This window comes from Flavivirga algicola (assembly GCF_012910715.1).
GTDB classification, from domain to species: domain Bacteria; phylum Bacteroidota; class Bacteroidia; order Flavobacteriales; family Flavobacteriaceae; genus Flavivirga; species Flavivirga algicola.
The window spans coordinates 121,544-138,567 of sequence record NZ_JABBHF010000001.1 but is presented as its reverse complement, the minus strand read 5'-3'; the positions used below and the strand labels follow the sequence as shown (position 1 = coordinate 138,567).

The window sequence follows — 17,024 nt, the reverse complement described above, 5'->3', positions numbered from 1 at the left end:
GTGTTTAAAAACTTAACATATAAACGAAAATTTTTTCTGGTTCTTATTGGTTTCGTATTGCTTTTTTTGGCATCATATAAAAAGACCTTTAAACATACTTTAGCTGCTAAAAAGGAACTTAATCATGTGAGGCAAAAACTGGCGAACACCAATAATTCATTTAACAACTTGTATGCTTTAAAAAACGACATTAAAACTTTAGATAAATTAATTGGAGGGCGCTCGTTAAATCCCGTGCATGTTCAACAAAAAATTCTTGATTTCATATCTAAAACAGATCCAACAATTAATATAGTATCTATTGAAGATGTTCACATATTTTCAGGCAAAGAGTTTTTAATTTACTCTAATCAAATAGAGCTTGAAGGTGCTTATGAGTCACTCGTTAAACTACTCTACGAAACAGAAAAAAAATTTAAGGATTCCCGTGTAGTAAGCTCAGAATTTTATTCAAAAAAGAATTATAGAACAAATAAAGAAACCCTTTTTTTAAAAATAATATTGCAGAATTATGAAAAAGCTAAATAATATAACTTTAATACTAATCTTGTTTTTTGTATCGTTTGCTTGTGATGATATTCTAGAAGAAGATATTACCGATGTTACTATACAGATAATATCTCCAACCGAGGGTACCATAGTGGAAGGGAATACGGCTCAATTTTTATGGCAAGCCGTTAAAGGCGCCGATGCATATAGAGTTCAAATTGTTAGGGATGACCAAAGGTATGAAGTGGACTCTTTGGTGACTTTAACAAACTTTACTTATAATTTAGACCCTGGATATTATCAATGGCGTATTAAAGCAGAAAATTTTGCATATGAAACAAGTTATATTTTTCCTGTAAACTTTGAGATGCGTGCTTCAGATAATCTATCAAATCAAAATGTGGTTCTTCAAACACCTTCAGAAAATTTATACACCAATAATAAAAGTATCATTTTCACTTGGCAAAGTTTAAGTAATACAGATACATACACATTTGTATTAGCAAAAAAAGTGGGAGGAGAACAAACTGTTTTCGAACAACCAGATATAACCAATACCAGCTTAAATATTGATCCTATGAAACTTGATGAAGATGCCGAATATATTTGGAAACTAAAAGCAAAAAACGCAATATCAGAAACCTCTTTTTCAGAACGTTCTCTTTTTATAGATACCGTGATACCTAACCAGCCAACATTATCTGCACCATTAAATGAAGCAAAGGTGGCTCCATCGTCAGTGACCTTTAATTGGGCGAACGGAGCAGATTCAGGAACCGTTCAATCGTTAATAACCAATACTCTGGAAATTTCCACAGATGTTAATTTTAATACCTTGATCCATTCAGCTAGTACTACAAATAATTCTGCTGTGTATGAGTTTGTCTCCCCAAATACATATTACTGGCGAATAAAAGCTATAGACGCTGCAACAAACGAAAGTGATTATAGTATAGTAAGATCCATAGTTGTTGAATAATAAAAAAAATGTCATTTGAATAAAAAGTATGTAAATAGTGTTCTGATAGCCTTTCTTATTGTTATTTGGGGGGCGGTAATATATAAATATTTTGGAAAGTCTAATACTGTAGAGGTAGGTGTGGAAAATAAGGTGTCTAGTACGAATTACCAACCTAAATACAACATAACAAAAGACACTTTTTTACTCGAAATAATAAATAAAACACCTTTTAAAGCTTCTAAAAACCTTAAAAAAAAGGCAACAGTAGTTAAAAAAGCTAAGACAATAGTAAAGAAAATACCTAAAAAGCATGTTAAAAAAACAAATGTGACCTGGCCAGACATTAGCTATCATGGTTTTGTTAAAGGAGATAAAAAATCAACCCGACTTGTCTTATTAAAAATAAACAAAAAACTTTATAGAAAGCGAGAAAAAGAGACAGTAGATGGTCTAACTTTAATAAAAGCATACAACGATTCCTTATGGGTATCATTTAATAATATAAAAAAAACAATAACAAAAATCCATGACTAATATTAATCGTCTTACTCTAACAAATTCTATTTTAATAGCAATTATTATTACAGTCGCTATAATTAATTATTTACAGATCAATGATCAAAAAGATATTGTCTACATAGATAACATCAAATTGTTCAACGGTTTTAATATGACCAAGGATATTAAGGCTATTGAAGAAACAAAGATTAACAAACAGACCAAAGAACTAGATAGTTTATATTCAAAATTAAAATCGCTATCCAGTCAAGAAAAAGAGCATACTATGACTAAAAATTTGCAGCAGCAAATTGCTTATAAAAGTAAAGCATTACAAGAACTTCAAGATAATTATACTCATAATTTAAGTCAGAATGTATGGCAGAGACTCAATACTTATATAAAAGGATATGCACAAACCCATAATTATAAAATCATATTGGGAACAAGTGGTAATGGCAATGTTATGTATGCCAAAGAAGCCATCAATATTACCAATCAAATTCTTGAATATGCAAATAAAGAATATGAGGGGAATTAAAAAGGTTTTCCCTTAACTATATAACGGAGAATCCCTACAAGGCGCGTTAGCACTTTCTATAATTTTAATGAAAGTTTTAACGAGTATTTTTTACATGGGGTCTTTTAGAAAATTTTCATATTACAGTCTTTTTATAGGGGTGTTGGGAGCGATGATTTCCTGCAATAATTCTGGAAAAGCAAAAAATCAACCAGCGTACAAAATCTATAGTTTACAGCAACAAGGTTGGAAATCTAAGCGTGTTACACAATTTGTCAACAATATAAATTATACGGCTACAGAAGTACCCATACAGTATTACCTGTTGAAGAATAATCAGAATAATGAAGCTGTAGTAGATTCGCTGTATCAAACAAACATTAAAGAACGTATTGTAGAAATAGAATTCCAACATGTCAATGAAGCAGATTTACTGCTAAAAGATTATACAAATAAAACGTATAAAGATGCTGTAAAATACATGGCATTTACTATTGAAAAGGATTTTTCTATTGTTACATCCTCTAATGATACAATTTCATGCTCGGGAGTGAATTTTGAGCGAAACTTCAAAGTGGCACCTTTTAAACGGATGTTACTCTACTTTAATAATATAAACCCTAACGATCATATAAAGCTAATATACCAGGATCATTTGTTTGGTAACGGGATTATAAAATTCAATTTTAACGAAACCCCTCTAAAGTTATAGGTTATGAAGACAATTATAAAAATAATCATCTTATTTGTTTGCAGTTCATCATTAGCACAAACCAATCTTTTAGATACTTCTACGTGGACAGCTGGAACGGGTTCAGCTCCTGGTTTTCTACACAATGGGGCTGATGAAGAAAATGTAAGGGAAATGGGAATAGGTCCGCATGGTACTTCTGTTCTTCTGTGGAAAGCTGTTCCCAGTGCCTCTTCTTTCAATATTGGATGGACTACTGAATATATAAATATAGACCATACAAAAACTTATCGTTTAACATTATGGTTTAAAAAAACAGGATCCAACGATGGTAGTACGTGGCAATCATTTTTATGTAAAGACGATTTAGATAATAATACCGCTTTAAACTTAGATGGTACCGTAAATGGAAATCCGTATCCTTTTTATGGTGACCCACCTCAATTAGATCAATGGTATCTCATAGTAAGCTATATTCACGGTAGTGATTACAATTCCCTTACTAGTTTAGGAGGCATATATAATACCAGTGGGACAAAGCAAGGAATTAATGTTAAAGATTATAAATTCTCTAACACTGCTACTCGAATTTTGCATAAGCCTTATTTTCATTCCTCAGGAAATATATCGGAAAGGCAGTATCTATATGCACCTACTATATATGAAGTTAATGGTCAAGAACCAAGTATACAAGATATAGTAGATTCGCAGTCAAATAATAACCAAAACCCAACTACAAGTACAGGAAACTGGACTTTGAGCAATCAGGATGTATACTACAATGCAGGTAATGTAGGGATTGGCACAGCTACACCAGATGAAAAACTGGCGGTAAACGGCAATATCCATACCAAGGAAGTACGCGTAGATTTAATTGGCTGGAGCGATTTTGTTTTTGAAAAAGATTACAAGCTGCCTACGTTAAAAGAAGTAGAGAAACATATAAAAGAAAAGGGGCATTTAAAAGATATCCCTTCAGTAAAAGAAGTGGAAGAGAACGGTATTTTATTAGGAGATATGAATGCCAAACTCCTTCAAAAGATTGAGGAATTGACATTGTATATCCTGCAACAGCAAAAAGAGATAGAGCAATTAAAAAAGAATTTGAAAAATAAAGGATAAAAAGCAATAACCAATGAAAACAATCATAAAAATAACCCTTCTACTTGTTTACAGTGCCACTTTTGCTCAATTTGATTCTGATTATCAGGCAATTTTAGATGAAGCGACCACTCAGGGGTATACTTTACCAAGTGCTGCCGACCAGAGTATACAAAACCAAATTGTTGTTAGTGCCAAAGCTAATGGTATATGGGCAACCTCAGATCTCATTTTATACTTTAAAGGAAGTGGGGACAAAAATTTTAAGCTAATAAACTGGAAGAACCCAACGGGAACGAAAGCCACAGAAGAAGATTTTGGAGGGACGTTAACATGGACGTCCACGGGGGTAAAAGGAGATGGTTTAAATTTAATTAAGACTGGTTTTAACCCTACGTCGTCGGGGCTCAATTATCTTCAGAACGATGCAGGTGTTTATGTAAAAGTAACGCAAGCCTATACCACCAAGCATAACGTATTTGGAGGGGCAAACGTTAGTTTAAATACATTATTTCAGAGACCATCCATAAATTCTGATAGTAGCTTAGCTCCCATATTTACATATCCAGGAACGGGTTTATTGGGTTTGTCGAGAAATAATGCTACTTCATTTATAGCTTCCGTTGATGCCACCTTAACTACGCTAACACATAATTCTGGTAGTATTACGAATGAAGAGCTAAAAGTACTGGGAAATGGGGCTGCGAATAATGCTTTTACTAAGTTTGATGGAGAAGTAGCATATGTAATAATAGGAAGTGATATGTCTGATAAATTACCAGACATGGCCACTACGTTTGATTCAGCATCAGGAGGGGATACCGAACTTCCCACAACACCAACCTTATTACCTAATGAAGACAAAACAGAAACTACAGTAGATTTAAGCTGGACGGCCTCGACCGATAATGTGGCGGTAACAGGTTATAAGGTCTATAAGGATGATGTTTTGGAGGCCACCTTGAACAATGTTCTAACCTATCAGGTAACAGGCCTTACAGCATTTACGGCTTATAATTTTAATGTAAGCGCTTTAGATGAGGCAGGGAATGAGAGTGCATACAGCAATGTTTTGGGTGTAACGACCAATAATACATCAGGAAGTAGTGGTACCTCTGGCAACTGGACTTTGAACAACCAAAATGTGTATTATAATACAGGTAACGTAGGGATCGGCACCACAACACCAGATGAAAAACTAGCAGTAAATGGTACTATCCATACCAAAGAAGTACGTGTAGATTTAGATGGCTGGAGTGATTTTGTTTTTGAAAAAGATTACAAGCTGCCTACGCTAAAAGAAGTAGAGAAACATATTAAAGAAAAGGGACATTTAAAAGATATCCCTTCAGCTAAAAATGTGGAAGAACATGGCATCCTGCTAGGAGATATGAATGCCAAGCTCCTTCAAAAAATTGAAGAATTGACCTTATATATTATTCAGCAACAAAAAACATTGAAAGAGCAAGACCATAAAAATGAAATGCAGGAAAAGAGGTTAGCAGAATTAGAGAAATTAACAAAGCAGTAATTATAAAATTATAATAAGCCATTATGATTCATTCCATTAAAACCAATAAGTTTTCAAAAGTCATAGCTAGTTATTTGGCTATACAGTTACTTATTACAACGGTACAACCATCCAATTTATTTGCTTTAACCAGTGGTCCATCACAGCCAGAGTTTAATTCGTTTACACCTATTGGGACATCGGATATGGTGAATTTATCTACTGGTGATTTTAACTATAATATTCCTATTATGGATGTGGGAGGGTATCCGTTAAATTTATCCTACGATTCTGGTATCACAATGGATCAGGAAGCTTCTTGGGTAGGTTTAGGCTGGAACCTTAATGTAGGACAGATAAACAGACAGGTTCGTGGTATTCCTGATGATTTTAAGGGAGATGAAATGATTTATGAGAAAAATTTAAAGCCTAATGTGACTGTTGGGATTAGCGCACAATATTCAAGCCAAGTTTTTGGCTTGGAAACAGAAGACTATGTCAAAGGAGGCTTTGGTGCTTCAGTAGGTTTGGGGATACAATACAACAATTATCATGGGGTGAGTTTTAAACCGTCCTATGGGTTGTCATTTGATTTAGGAGACTATGTATCAGTTGGTATGAATGTACAAACATCGGCGACCGAAGGCGCTACAATTTCTCCATCTTTAGGTGCTAAAATTAATCTTCCATATATAGATGATATGTCTATTGGCGGAAGGTTAAATGCAGGATTGTCATATAATTCCAATAAGGGATTAACTTCTTTTGGTTTAAATGCAACAACATCTTTTAGTTCTAAGTTGAGTACTAAAAATGAGGCAATAGATAACACGTCCAAATCTTTTGGGGTTTCATCTGGAAGTTTATCATTTTCTAATATTACGGTAACACCAAGAAAACGAAATGCTTTTCAGGACTTTAATAGTACGTTTTCATTTTCAACAGGCGTAGATTTATGGGGAGTAGATGGCGAAGCAGAAATATCTGCGACAGCTTCTGTTCAAAAAATAAAAGACAAAACAAAAACTGAAAAAGCTTATGGGTATGAGTTTACAGGGCAAGCAACAAAAAATGATGTCTTAGACTATAATAGGGAGAACGACAGAGTTATTAGTAAAAATATGTTGGCATTGCCGTATACAAATTATACATATGATTTGTATAGTGTTAATGGACAAGGTATCAATGGTATGTTTAGGGCACATCGTAGTCAAATTGGTCAAATTTATGATGAATATGTGGAAGATGAAAGCTCTGGATTTAGCTTAGGTGGTGAATTCGAAGGAGGACCCTCTTGGCATGTAGGAGCAAATTTTGTAGTTGCACCTTCAAAAAGTTATACAGGTGTTTGGCAAACTAGAGCCTCCAACACATTTAAAAATGAGAATGAGAATAAATCATCATCTAATTTAGATTATGAACCTGTATATTTTAAATATGTGGGTGAACATAAAATCGATAATGAAAGAAGCTTTTATACAGATCGGTTAAAGAGAGACAAACCTATGGCTATTGGTATTGGAGGGACAGGTTTCAATAAATATGCAACGACTAATTTTAAAGTTAAAGAATATGGTACAAACAATATTCCCAGTCATTCAACACAAGCGTTTAGTACAACTTCAGGAGGAAAGTTTAAAAGGACAGCAAGAGATGTTCGTAATCAGTCCATCCAAAAAATAACTGTAAGTGAACTACGTGACTTTTATACAGAAGATTATGCACTAGAACGTATTAATAAACATGCGGCCGAGCATCATACGGCAGAAATACGTATACTAAAGCCTGATGGTGCAACTTATGTGTTTGGAGAGACTGCTTATAATACAGAAAAACAAGAGGTTACGTTTGCTACTAATTCTAATGATTTCGATTGTGGAACTGGTATAATAAGATATAACGCGGGAGATAATTCGAGAAACAATAAAGCAGGAATCGATCATTTTTACGATAAGGTAATCACACCAGCGTATGCACATACCTATTTATTGTCTTCAGTATTATCGTCAGACTATGAAGACCTTACAGGTAATGGTCCTACCGATGATGATTTAGGAGCCTATACCCTTTTTTCATATAAAAAACAGAATGAAGATTTTCAATGGCGTATTCCTTTTGGAAAAGATGAAGCCTCTTATAATGAGGGACTAAGGAGTAATCGGGCTGATCAAAAAGGAAGTTACCTCTATGGTAAAAAAGAAGTGAAATATATAGACAAAATTGAAACCAAAACACATGTGGCTGTTTTTAAATTATCAGATAGAGAAGATGCTATTGGTGTTAATGATGATAATGGCGGTACTGGAACTGGGCGCTTACAAAAAATAGATGAAATACATTTGTATTCCAAGCCAGAGTATAACATTTATAAGGAAGAAATTGAAGATGAAGACCCAGCAAACGACCCTGGAAAAGATGAGCTGTCACCTATTAAAATAGCATATTTTGAATACGATTACTCCCTGTGTAAAAATCTTCCTAACCATTTGGATTATGATCCTGATGACTTAACTAATCAAGATGGAAAACTAACCCTTAAAAAGGTATATTTTACATATAGAAACTCTAAGATGGGAAAGCATACGCCCTATACTTTTAGTTATGAAAAAGATTTAGATGGAAATTTGACAATTGATAATAATCCAGATTATAGTTTAAAGGCTTTTGACATTTGGGGAAATTATAAACCAAATGATCTTAGTAGTTGTAGCACCCAAGATCCAATAACCACTTCGGAGTTTCCTTTTGTAGATCAATACAATAAAACGTTACAAGATCAATATGCTGCTTCATGGTCATTAACTTCTATTAGTTTACCGTCTGGAGGTTCTATAGATTTAAACTATGAAAGTGATGACTATCAATATGTTCAGGACAGACCAACTATGGAAATGTTTAAGGTAGTAGGTGCTGGTATTAGTGATAGTCCTACAGACCCAGAAAGTAACCAGTCATTGTATCTAGGTGTTGTGCCATCTACTTATTTGTATGTAAAATTAGAGGATGAGACCACAGCAATTTCTTCTGGGGCATTTAAAGAAAAGTATTTAAAAAATCAGGATGATAAACCAATTTACTTTCGTTTTCTGGTTAACATGACCAAAAGAGGAGCGCTTAATTCAAATAGTAGTGATTACGATTATGTCACAGGCTATTTTGGATTGGATGGAGATGTTAATGTTTTCGAGGTAGGTACGGGTGATTTTTATGCGGCTATTCCAATGAAGACCACCAGTATGGAAGGTGGAACAGACGGGGCAGATCAAGTAAACCCCATATCCAAAGCAGGATGGTATTTTGGTAGGCGTTATTTAAATGGCATTGTATATGGTTTAAATCAAGATCATAGATCTGAGAATGTTGTCACCATTGCAAAAAAATTAGTATCCAGTATAGGGGCGATAGGTGAAATATTTATGGGGCCTAACAAAAAGTTAAGAAACAAACGTTGCGCACAAAACTTTATTCCAGAAAAATCATGGATTCGTTTATCAACTCCAAAGCTATATAAATTAGGGGGTGGTTCGCGTATAAAGCAGTTGGTTATGAATGACCATTGGGACGATATGACTGCAGGTGGAGCTTTACAAACCTATGGACAAACCTATAAGTATACTTTAGAAGATAATAGTTCTAGTGGCGTTGCAACCTTTGAGCCTAATGATAGTGCAGAAAACCCCTTTGTTGAGCCCTTCTATGATAAAGGAGAGCGATTAATAGCCCCTCGTGAGGTGAGTTATGTAGAGAAACCTTTTGGAAAAGCCTTTTTTCCATACTCTAAAGTAACATATAGTCGTGTTTCCGTAAAAAATTTAAAGCGCCCCAATATAACGAGACATGCTACAGGTGAGGTAATCACGGAATTTTACACCTCTAAAGACTTTCCAACCAAAGTAGATTATACAGATATAGATAGTCATTATAGCAGTAATCAAAACAATGTGTTAGAACAACTTATAGGGGGACTTTTTGGTCTTCCTGTAAAAGTGAAAAACGAGTTTACACTTTCGCAAGGCTATGTTGTACATACTAACGATATGGATGGAAAAATGAAAAGCCAAAACGTTTTTCAAGAAGGTGTAAGTACACCTATTTCTTCCGTAACCTATAAATATAGTACCAAAGTAAAGGATAATACTAATAATCAGTTGGCCAATGCAGGCATTCTTAATAATGTGTTGCCAACTATAAGTAAAAATGGTGAAATTAAGGATCGAGAGATAGGTGTAGATTATGATGTAATTACCGATTTTAGGGAAGCTTACTCTAAATCTGAAACAAAAGGAGTTAACGCAAATGTAGTAGCCATTCCATTTACATTATTTGTTTTGATTATTTGGACAGCTTTTCCAGTTTTAACAGAACAAGAAAATATAGCCCATAGTGTCATTACTACAAAGACAGTGCATACCACATCCGTTTTAAAAGAAAAAATAGCTACGGATTTAGGGGCTAAAGTATCTACGGTCAATGAAGCTTGGGATGCCGAGACAGGGCAGGTTATTTTAACCAAAACCATTAATGAGTTTGATGATACCTATTACAACTTTAATTTCCCTGCATACTGGGCTTACAATAATATGGGACAAGCCTCTAAAAATTTAGGTGTTAAAGGTACTTTAACGCCTTCTGGTGATTACTTTATGTTACCAAATGCCGATAAATATCTGACGTTGGGAGATGAACTTATAGTGTCATACGGGAATACAACAGAGCGGTTATGGGTCGTAGGTTTTAATAACGAACATACGGGGATACTTTTAATGGATAAAGATGGTAGTGTAGCAAATAAAAGTGAGGGGTATGCTATACAAGAAGATATAGACTTTAAAATAGTGCGCTCAGGTTACCGTAATCAGCAAATGGGAAATATGGGAGCTATTACAATGATGAGTAACCCTATAAAAAAAGATGTTGACAATAATTATCTTAATATAAATACAGCAACATTCTCACAGTTAGCTTCTTCCTCAGCATCAGATAACTTGCGTATTGTAAATGCCAGTGCAGTGGGTTACGACGATTTTTGGAATTGCCAATGTGAAAACAATTTACCATTTATTCCAAATGCGAATGTAAATGAAGATGTTTTGGCAAATTTAGCCATAGAGGAGTACAAATTCAATCCCTATCTATACAATGCAAGTGGGGAATGGCGTGCCGAAAAATCATATGCCTATTTAACAGAGCGAACCGACGTTAAAGAAGGGGCTAGTACCGTTAGGAAACATACAAGAAAAGAAGGCTATTTTAAAGAGTTTATACCTTTTTATGCTTTAGAAACCGATGGCACCCAGTGGGCAGTAAATTCTGAGGTAATTGATGAGCAAACCCCTGATGAAATAAACTATTGGACGTTTGCCAGCGAAGTTACCCAATACAGTCCTTATGGTGCAGAAATAGAAAACAAAGATGCTCTTGATAGATATTCATCTGCGCAATATGGTTACAATTTCACATTACCAACAGCTGTGACTTCTAATAGTAAGTACCGTTATATGGGGGCTGATAATTTTGAGGATTATAGCTTTTTAAACACAAGAGACGGTCATTTTAATTTTAAAGATAATGTAGACGATGATGGAGATGGAGGTATCCAGATCTCTACAGACCAAGCTCATACGGGGCATAGTAGTTTATTGGTGCCTAATGGAGATATGGCCACTAAAGAAGTAGAGCTTTTGGGAATTGAAGCGGAGGATGCCGATGTAGATGGAGATGGTATACCTAATAAAGAAGACAATTGCCCATATACATGGAACAAAAACCAAAAAGACTATGATGGGGATTTAATAGGAGATGTATGTGATGATGAGGCCGTTCCAGAAGTCTCTAATGTCATTAAAACAGAAAGGTTAGATCATGGTTGTAGCAAACAAATGTCTTTTACGGTTAATGGCACCCCAAACGGAAAGGGATATATTAAGTTTCATGTTTATGAGGAACCACGTGGGGGCTATGTTATATTCTTAAATGGTGACGAAATTGGTGATAATGCAGATAAACCCAATGGTAAAGTGGTTGAAATAAATTTTGATGCTACTGGTAAATATTTTGGTGAGTTTGAATTATACGGACAGCGAAAGGACAAAAGCTATTTGAAAACAGCGATAGAATTGCAAGATAGTTTCCATAACTATGTGTCTAAAGAATTTTTAACGCTTACAGTTTATAAAAACAAAGGATGTCATGGAGAACCATATCAGGATAATAAGTTATTTGATTCTGGAATTAATTAAACTAAAAGCTTCAGTATGAAATTGAAGTCTAACAATAATATAGCAAAGCCTATTTATAACAATAGCATTTTTAAAGTGTTTAGCAAATTCTCTTTCGACATAATTTACAATTTAGTTAATAATAAAATTTTATTATATACCATGAAAAGAACATTTTGTAATATACTTTTATTAGTATCGATATTATCTATAAGCAGTCGTGGATATAGTCAATGTACAACAGATGTGCCCACAGCAGAGCGTGATGCTTTAATAGCATTATATAACGCAACAGGTGGAGCCAATTGGACAAATAACACAAATTGGAATACGTCTGCATGTGTAAGTGATTGGTATGGGGTGACGGTTGAGAATGGAAATGTTGTACAAATAATACTTCCTTCAAATAATTTATCTGGATCTATTCCTACAGAGTTAGGAAACTTCCCTTTATTGAATAAATGTGAATTATATACAAATAACCTAATAGGTGATATACCTTCAAGTATAGGAAATCTTATAAATTTAGAATGGTTGAGTTTAAGTGAGAATCAACTTGTAAGTATACCTACAAGTATTGAAAATCTTATTAACCTAGAGGTATTATATATCAGCGATAATCTACTAGCAGGAGCTATCCCTTCAGAGTTAGGGACATTACCCGAATTAGTGGAGTTGTCACTGCACGCCAATCAGCTTACGGGAAGCATTCCTGATAGTTTTGTTAATAGTGGATTATTTTATTTATACCTTAACGATAATGAATTGTCAGGGGATTTCCCTTCATTAAGTACATTAAGCAATCTTGCTGGATTTAGATTCAATAACAATAAATTTGTCTTTAAAGATTTTGAGAGTGAACACCCAGCCTTTAATACTAACTTGACAATATATGCTTACAGCCCCCAAGCCAAAATAGACCAGGTTGAAACTCCGATAGTTGAAGAGGGTACCAGTTATACATTAACAACAAGCTTGAGCAGTCCCAATAATAGCTACCAATGGTATAAGGACGGCGTGGCAATTCCTGGAGCTACGAATAAAGATTATACAATAAATTCTGTAGCATCAACAGATGCAGGTGTGTATCATGTAATAGCTACTAATAGTATTGTTACAGGACTTACTTTAGAGCGCAATACCATTACGCTTGCTACAACAACAAACACTTGTGGGGTGTCTCAAACAGAACGCGATGCTTTAATGGCTTTGTATAATGCTACAGATGGGGCTAATTGGACCAATAATACTAACTGGGGAACATCGGTACCCGTTTGTGATTGGTATGGAGTAACAGTAGCTAATGGAAGTGTTACAAGGTTAATACTTAATAATAACCAGTTATCAGGCACTATTCCATCGCAATTAGAAGATTTAACTAATCTAATTGAATTGAATTTGTCTAATAATCAATTGTTTGGATCCATTCCAAGTGAAATAGGAGGATTATTAAATCTTACACATTTATACTTATTCGATAATCAATTATCTGGAATCATTCCTAATGAATTGGGAAACTTAACAAGTCTTGTACATCTATATTTATATGTTAATCAATTAACAGGAAACATTCCTTCTGAACTAGGAAATTTGACTAATTTAAGCAGATTACGTCTAACTTCAAATCAATTCACGGGAAGCATTCCTTCTAGTTTAAGTAATTTAACTTCATTAATAATTCTTGAATTGGCTAATAATAATTTAACTGGTGGTATTCCTTCAGAATTAGGAACATTAAACAATTTAGAGCAATTATATTTATATAACAATCAGCTTACCGGTAGTATTCCCAACACATTCGAAACTCTACCTAATCTTACAAGGTTGCGTATATATAGTAATCAATTGTCAGGGGCAATTCCATCAGGCCTTAGTTTGATAAATTCTATGAATCAATTTCGCTTTCAGTTAAACAATTTTATTTTCAGAGATTTTGAAAACGAATTTACAACGTATGTGTCTAATATTGATAGCTTCATATACGCTCCCCAAGCCAAAGTAGATCAAGTAGAAACCCCAATAGTAACGGAAGGGACAAGTTATACATTTACAACAAGTTTGGTTAGTACCAATAATAGCTATCAATGGTATAAAGATGGAGTGGCTATTCCAGGTGCTACCAGTAAAGATTATACAATAAATCCGGTAGCCTTAACAGATGCAGGAGTTTATCATATGTTAGCCACAAACAGTATTGTTACGGGACTTACTTTAGAGCGTCATACCATTACTTTAACGGTTAATCCACCACCTGTAAATAATAATATATTCTGTCTTAGTACATGGGAAAATTACCCCTTAATAACAGATTTGACACCTTCGGGAAGTAATGTTTTATGGTATGCAGCAGAAACAGGAGGCATTGCGTTTAACGATACAGATGAAATTAGGGAAGAAGCAGAAAATCCAGGAGGGGTCTCTTATTGGTGGGACGATACCACCGATGCAATAAGCACCCGTACAGAAGCAACTGTAATCATTTATTTGGGACCAGAAGGAGATACCGAGCAGGCATTTAGTATTTATGGGCCAGCGCCTACAATTTCAGATATTGATGTTGTTAACAATGGAGAGCCTGTATTTTGGTATGATTCAAGTACTAGTAATACAGCATTAAGTACAAATACGGTATTGGTTGACGGACAAACATATTACGCTTCGTCATATACTGATACAGAAGACGGAAATAGTTGCCGTTTACCCGTTGCCATTACTATAGGCGTTATACCTCCTAAGGGCGACCCCATACAGTTTTTATGTGAAGGTTCTGAATTAAGCGATATTGTTATAGAATTAGAAGATGGGCTGTCGGCAGTATGGTATAATAGTTCAGAAGGTGGCACATCTTTAAGTGACTCTACCCTAATTTTAGACGGGAATACATATTATGTAGCACAACTGGATACCAATAACGGGGAAGAAAGCCCGAAACGATTGGCGGTACTTGTAAATATATTACCCTTAAATACGCTCGTAATAAATGAAACCACACAGACTTTTAACCTCAATGCATCTCCAAAAGTTGAAGACTTGCTAGCCAGTGGTTATGATGTTGTGTGGTATAGCCAGCCAACAGGAGGTAATCAATATGGAGGTGCCACCCCATTGGAAAATGGACAGTATTATGCTGAACAAACAGAAACAGACGGGCAATGTCCTGAAGGCAATCGTGTAGAAGTTACTGTAATTTTAGTAGACGAACCTGTAGACCCACTTTTGGGCTGCGAATTATTTAGACCAGATTTAAAAAAGCATTATGTTATAGATGCCTGGCTAAATGAACGAGATGTAATGACAGAAACCATAAGTGAAATCTCTTTTAATGGAAGTCCAGAGAGTGAATTGTTTATAGACCTTCTTAATCACTTGAAAAATAGATTGTTGAGTGAGGATGAACAGTTACATGATATTCCTGCTGAATACGAACCAGTATTTTCCAGTGGTGAGGCACCTCGCGATTTATCACCATTAATGGCTTTCATTGATGGTTTGGCTGCTACCGAAAAAAAATTGATTGTTTACGATTTTGAAACCATTGATGATGCTTATGGCAGGGCCATTGGTTTTTCTTTTTATTTGAATGCTGCAAAAGATAGACAGATTATTTATAAAACACCAAATATTGTGAGAAATGGTGTTAAAGAGACAGGCGATTTAAACCGCTACCCTTTATTGGATAATATAGGTAATACTTCCGATGAATTTTTAAAATTTACTAAAGTGGAGGTTGTTACCCCAACAGGTGAGTTTGAAATCTACGCCGATTTTAAGCAAGTTATAGAGCCAGCACACGAAGTGAGTCAAAAAAGTACATTTTCCAACTCCAATATTGTAAAGCAAACATCAACCAACTTTAAATACAATGAAGTTGCTTATCAGTCTGTATCGTCCTATAACCAAGCAGTTATAGAGGTTAGTTTTGTAGATGTAGATAATGTGCTCATTGGGGCACCCATACCACTACTACCACAAAGTAAAATAATAGATAAATGGCAAAAAGTTGCTACAGATTTTATTATTCCAGATAATGCTGGTAAAATGATTATTTCTCTAAAAAATAACGATAGCAATAGGATTGCATATTTTGATGATTTGAGAATCTTGCCGTTTAAAGGTAACATGAAAACTTTTGTCTATCACCCAGAAAACCAGAGACTCATGTCCGAATTGGACGAAAACAACTTTGCAACTTATTATGAATATGATTTGGAAGGAGGTCTTATCAGGGTTAAGAAAGAAACTGAAGAAGGCATTTACACTATACAGGAAACAAGATCTGGAACTATTAAAAAAACAAACTAAAATGTGTAGAAAAGTAAAACATTATTTACAGGTAACATTTCTATTATTGTGTAGCATAAGTATTCAAGCCCAACTACCAGCAGCTGCAGAAAGCTTGGCCAAAACAGAAGCTTACTACAAAATGGCTAAAACGCTTAGTCTACAGGTTACATATAGTATGTATAAAGGACACACGGGTAACCATCTTACCGAGTCGTATAAAGGTACCATGCATAGAAATGAAAATGTTTCACGAATAAGGATATTAGGCTCAGAGATATTGCAATTTCCTAAAGTACAGCTTACCATTAATAAGGATAATAAGACGTTGGTTTATAACAAAATATCTGATCAGGGGTTGAAAAAATCGCCATTGGACATATCGATATTTCTTAAATATTATAAAGAAACATCCACACGAGTAAGAGAAAACATGCTTATCCACGAAATGGTTTTAAAGAACAACAAAATGCCAATTCCATATAATAAAATTGTCATTTATATTAACAGGACTAACCATCAACTAATAAAACAGGAATTATATCTGTCTACCAAGGTGCCATTTGTTGACGAAAACGGGAAAAGCACCCATGATGTGGCTCGTATGGAAATTAGCTTTAAGCACGATGAAAAGATCATGAATAGAGTACCTAAGTTAAACGATTATGTGTTATTGGAATCCAATAAAAAAGTACGTTTAGCTAATGCGTATGCTGCTTATACCATAATAGATCCAACAAACTTATAAACACATA

Annotated in this window: 10 protein-coding genes; all 10 read left to right on the top strand. The window is 34.6% G+C overall.

Features of this window, described 5'->3' with window-relative positions; genetic code table 11:
- The 10 genes from HHX25_RS00485 to HHX25_RS00440 all read left to right on the top strand — a co-directional run bounded on the left by HHX25_RS00485 (position 1) and on the right by HHX25_RS00440 (position 17,017).
- Positions 1–528, top strand: coding sequence for a hypothetical protein (locus HHX25_RS00485; RefSeq protein ID WP_169668971.1), 528 nt, complete (start codon positions 1–3; stop codon positions 526–528).
- The gene (locus HHX25_RS00480; RefSeq protein ID WP_169668969.1) at positions 512–1,468 is read left to right on the top strand and encodes a fibronectin type III domain-containing protein; all 957 of its coding nucleotides are present in this window, start codon (positions 512–514) and stop codon (positions 1,466–1,468) included. The genes HHX25_RS00485 and HHX25_RS00480 overlap by 17 nt, the downstream gene beginning before the upstream one ends.
- Positions 1,469–1,483: 15 nt before the next feature.
- Positions 1,484–1,984, top strand: a complete 501-nt coding sequence (locus tag HHX25_RS00475) for a hypothetical protein (protein ID WP_169668967.1) — start codon at positions 1,484–1,486, stop codon at positions 1,982–1,984.
- Entirely contained in the window at positions 1,977–2,489 is a 513-nt protein-coding gene (locus tag HHX25_RS00470) for an OmpH family outer membrane protein (RefSeq protein ID WP_169668965.1), read from the top strand. Before HHX25_RS00475 ends, HHX25_RS00470 begins: the two co-directional genes overlap by 8 nt.
- 67 nt (positions 2,490–2,556) lie before the next feature.
- A complete protein-coding gene (locus HHX25_RS00465) occupies positions 2,557–3,180 on the top strand; it encodes a hypothetical protein (RefSeq protein ID WP_169668963.1) in 624 nt (207 codons plus the stop codon).
- Positions 3,181–3,183: 3 nt separating this feature from the next.
- Positions 3,184–4,281, top strand: a complete 1,098-nt coding sequence (locus HHX25_RS00460) for a hypothetical protein (protein ID WP_169668961.1) — start codon at positions 3,184–3,186, stop codon at positions 4,279–4,281.
- 13 nt (positions 4,282–4,294) lie between these two features.
- Positions 4,295–5,791, top strand: a complete 1,497-nt coding sequence (locus HHX25_RS00455) for a fibronectin type III domain-containing protein (RefSeq protein WP_240964190.1) — start codon at positions 4,295–4,297, stop codon at positions 5,789–5,791.
- Positions 5,792–5,814: 23 nt separating this feature from the next.
- Entirely contained in the window at positions 5,815–12,009 is a 6,195-nt protein-coding gene (locus HHX25_RS21140) for a thrombospondin type 3 repeat-containing protein (protein WP_240964188.1), read from the top strand.
- 141 nt (positions 12,010–12,150) lie between these two features.
- The gene (locus tag HHX25_RS00445; RefSeq protein WP_169668960.1) at positions 12,151–16,290 is read left to right on the top strand and encodes a leucine-rich repeat domain-containing protein; all 4,140 of its coding nucleotides are present in this window, start codon (positions 12,151–12,153) and stop codon (positions 16,288–16,290) included.
- A 1-nt stretch (position 16,291) separates the two neighbouring features.
- Positions 16,292–17,017, top strand: a complete 726-nt coding sequence (locus tag HHX25_RS00440) for a hypothetical protein (protein WP_169668958.1) — start codon at positions 16,292–16,294, stop codon at positions 17,015–17,017.
- The last annotated feature ends 7 nt before the right edge of the window (positions 17,018–17,024 follow it).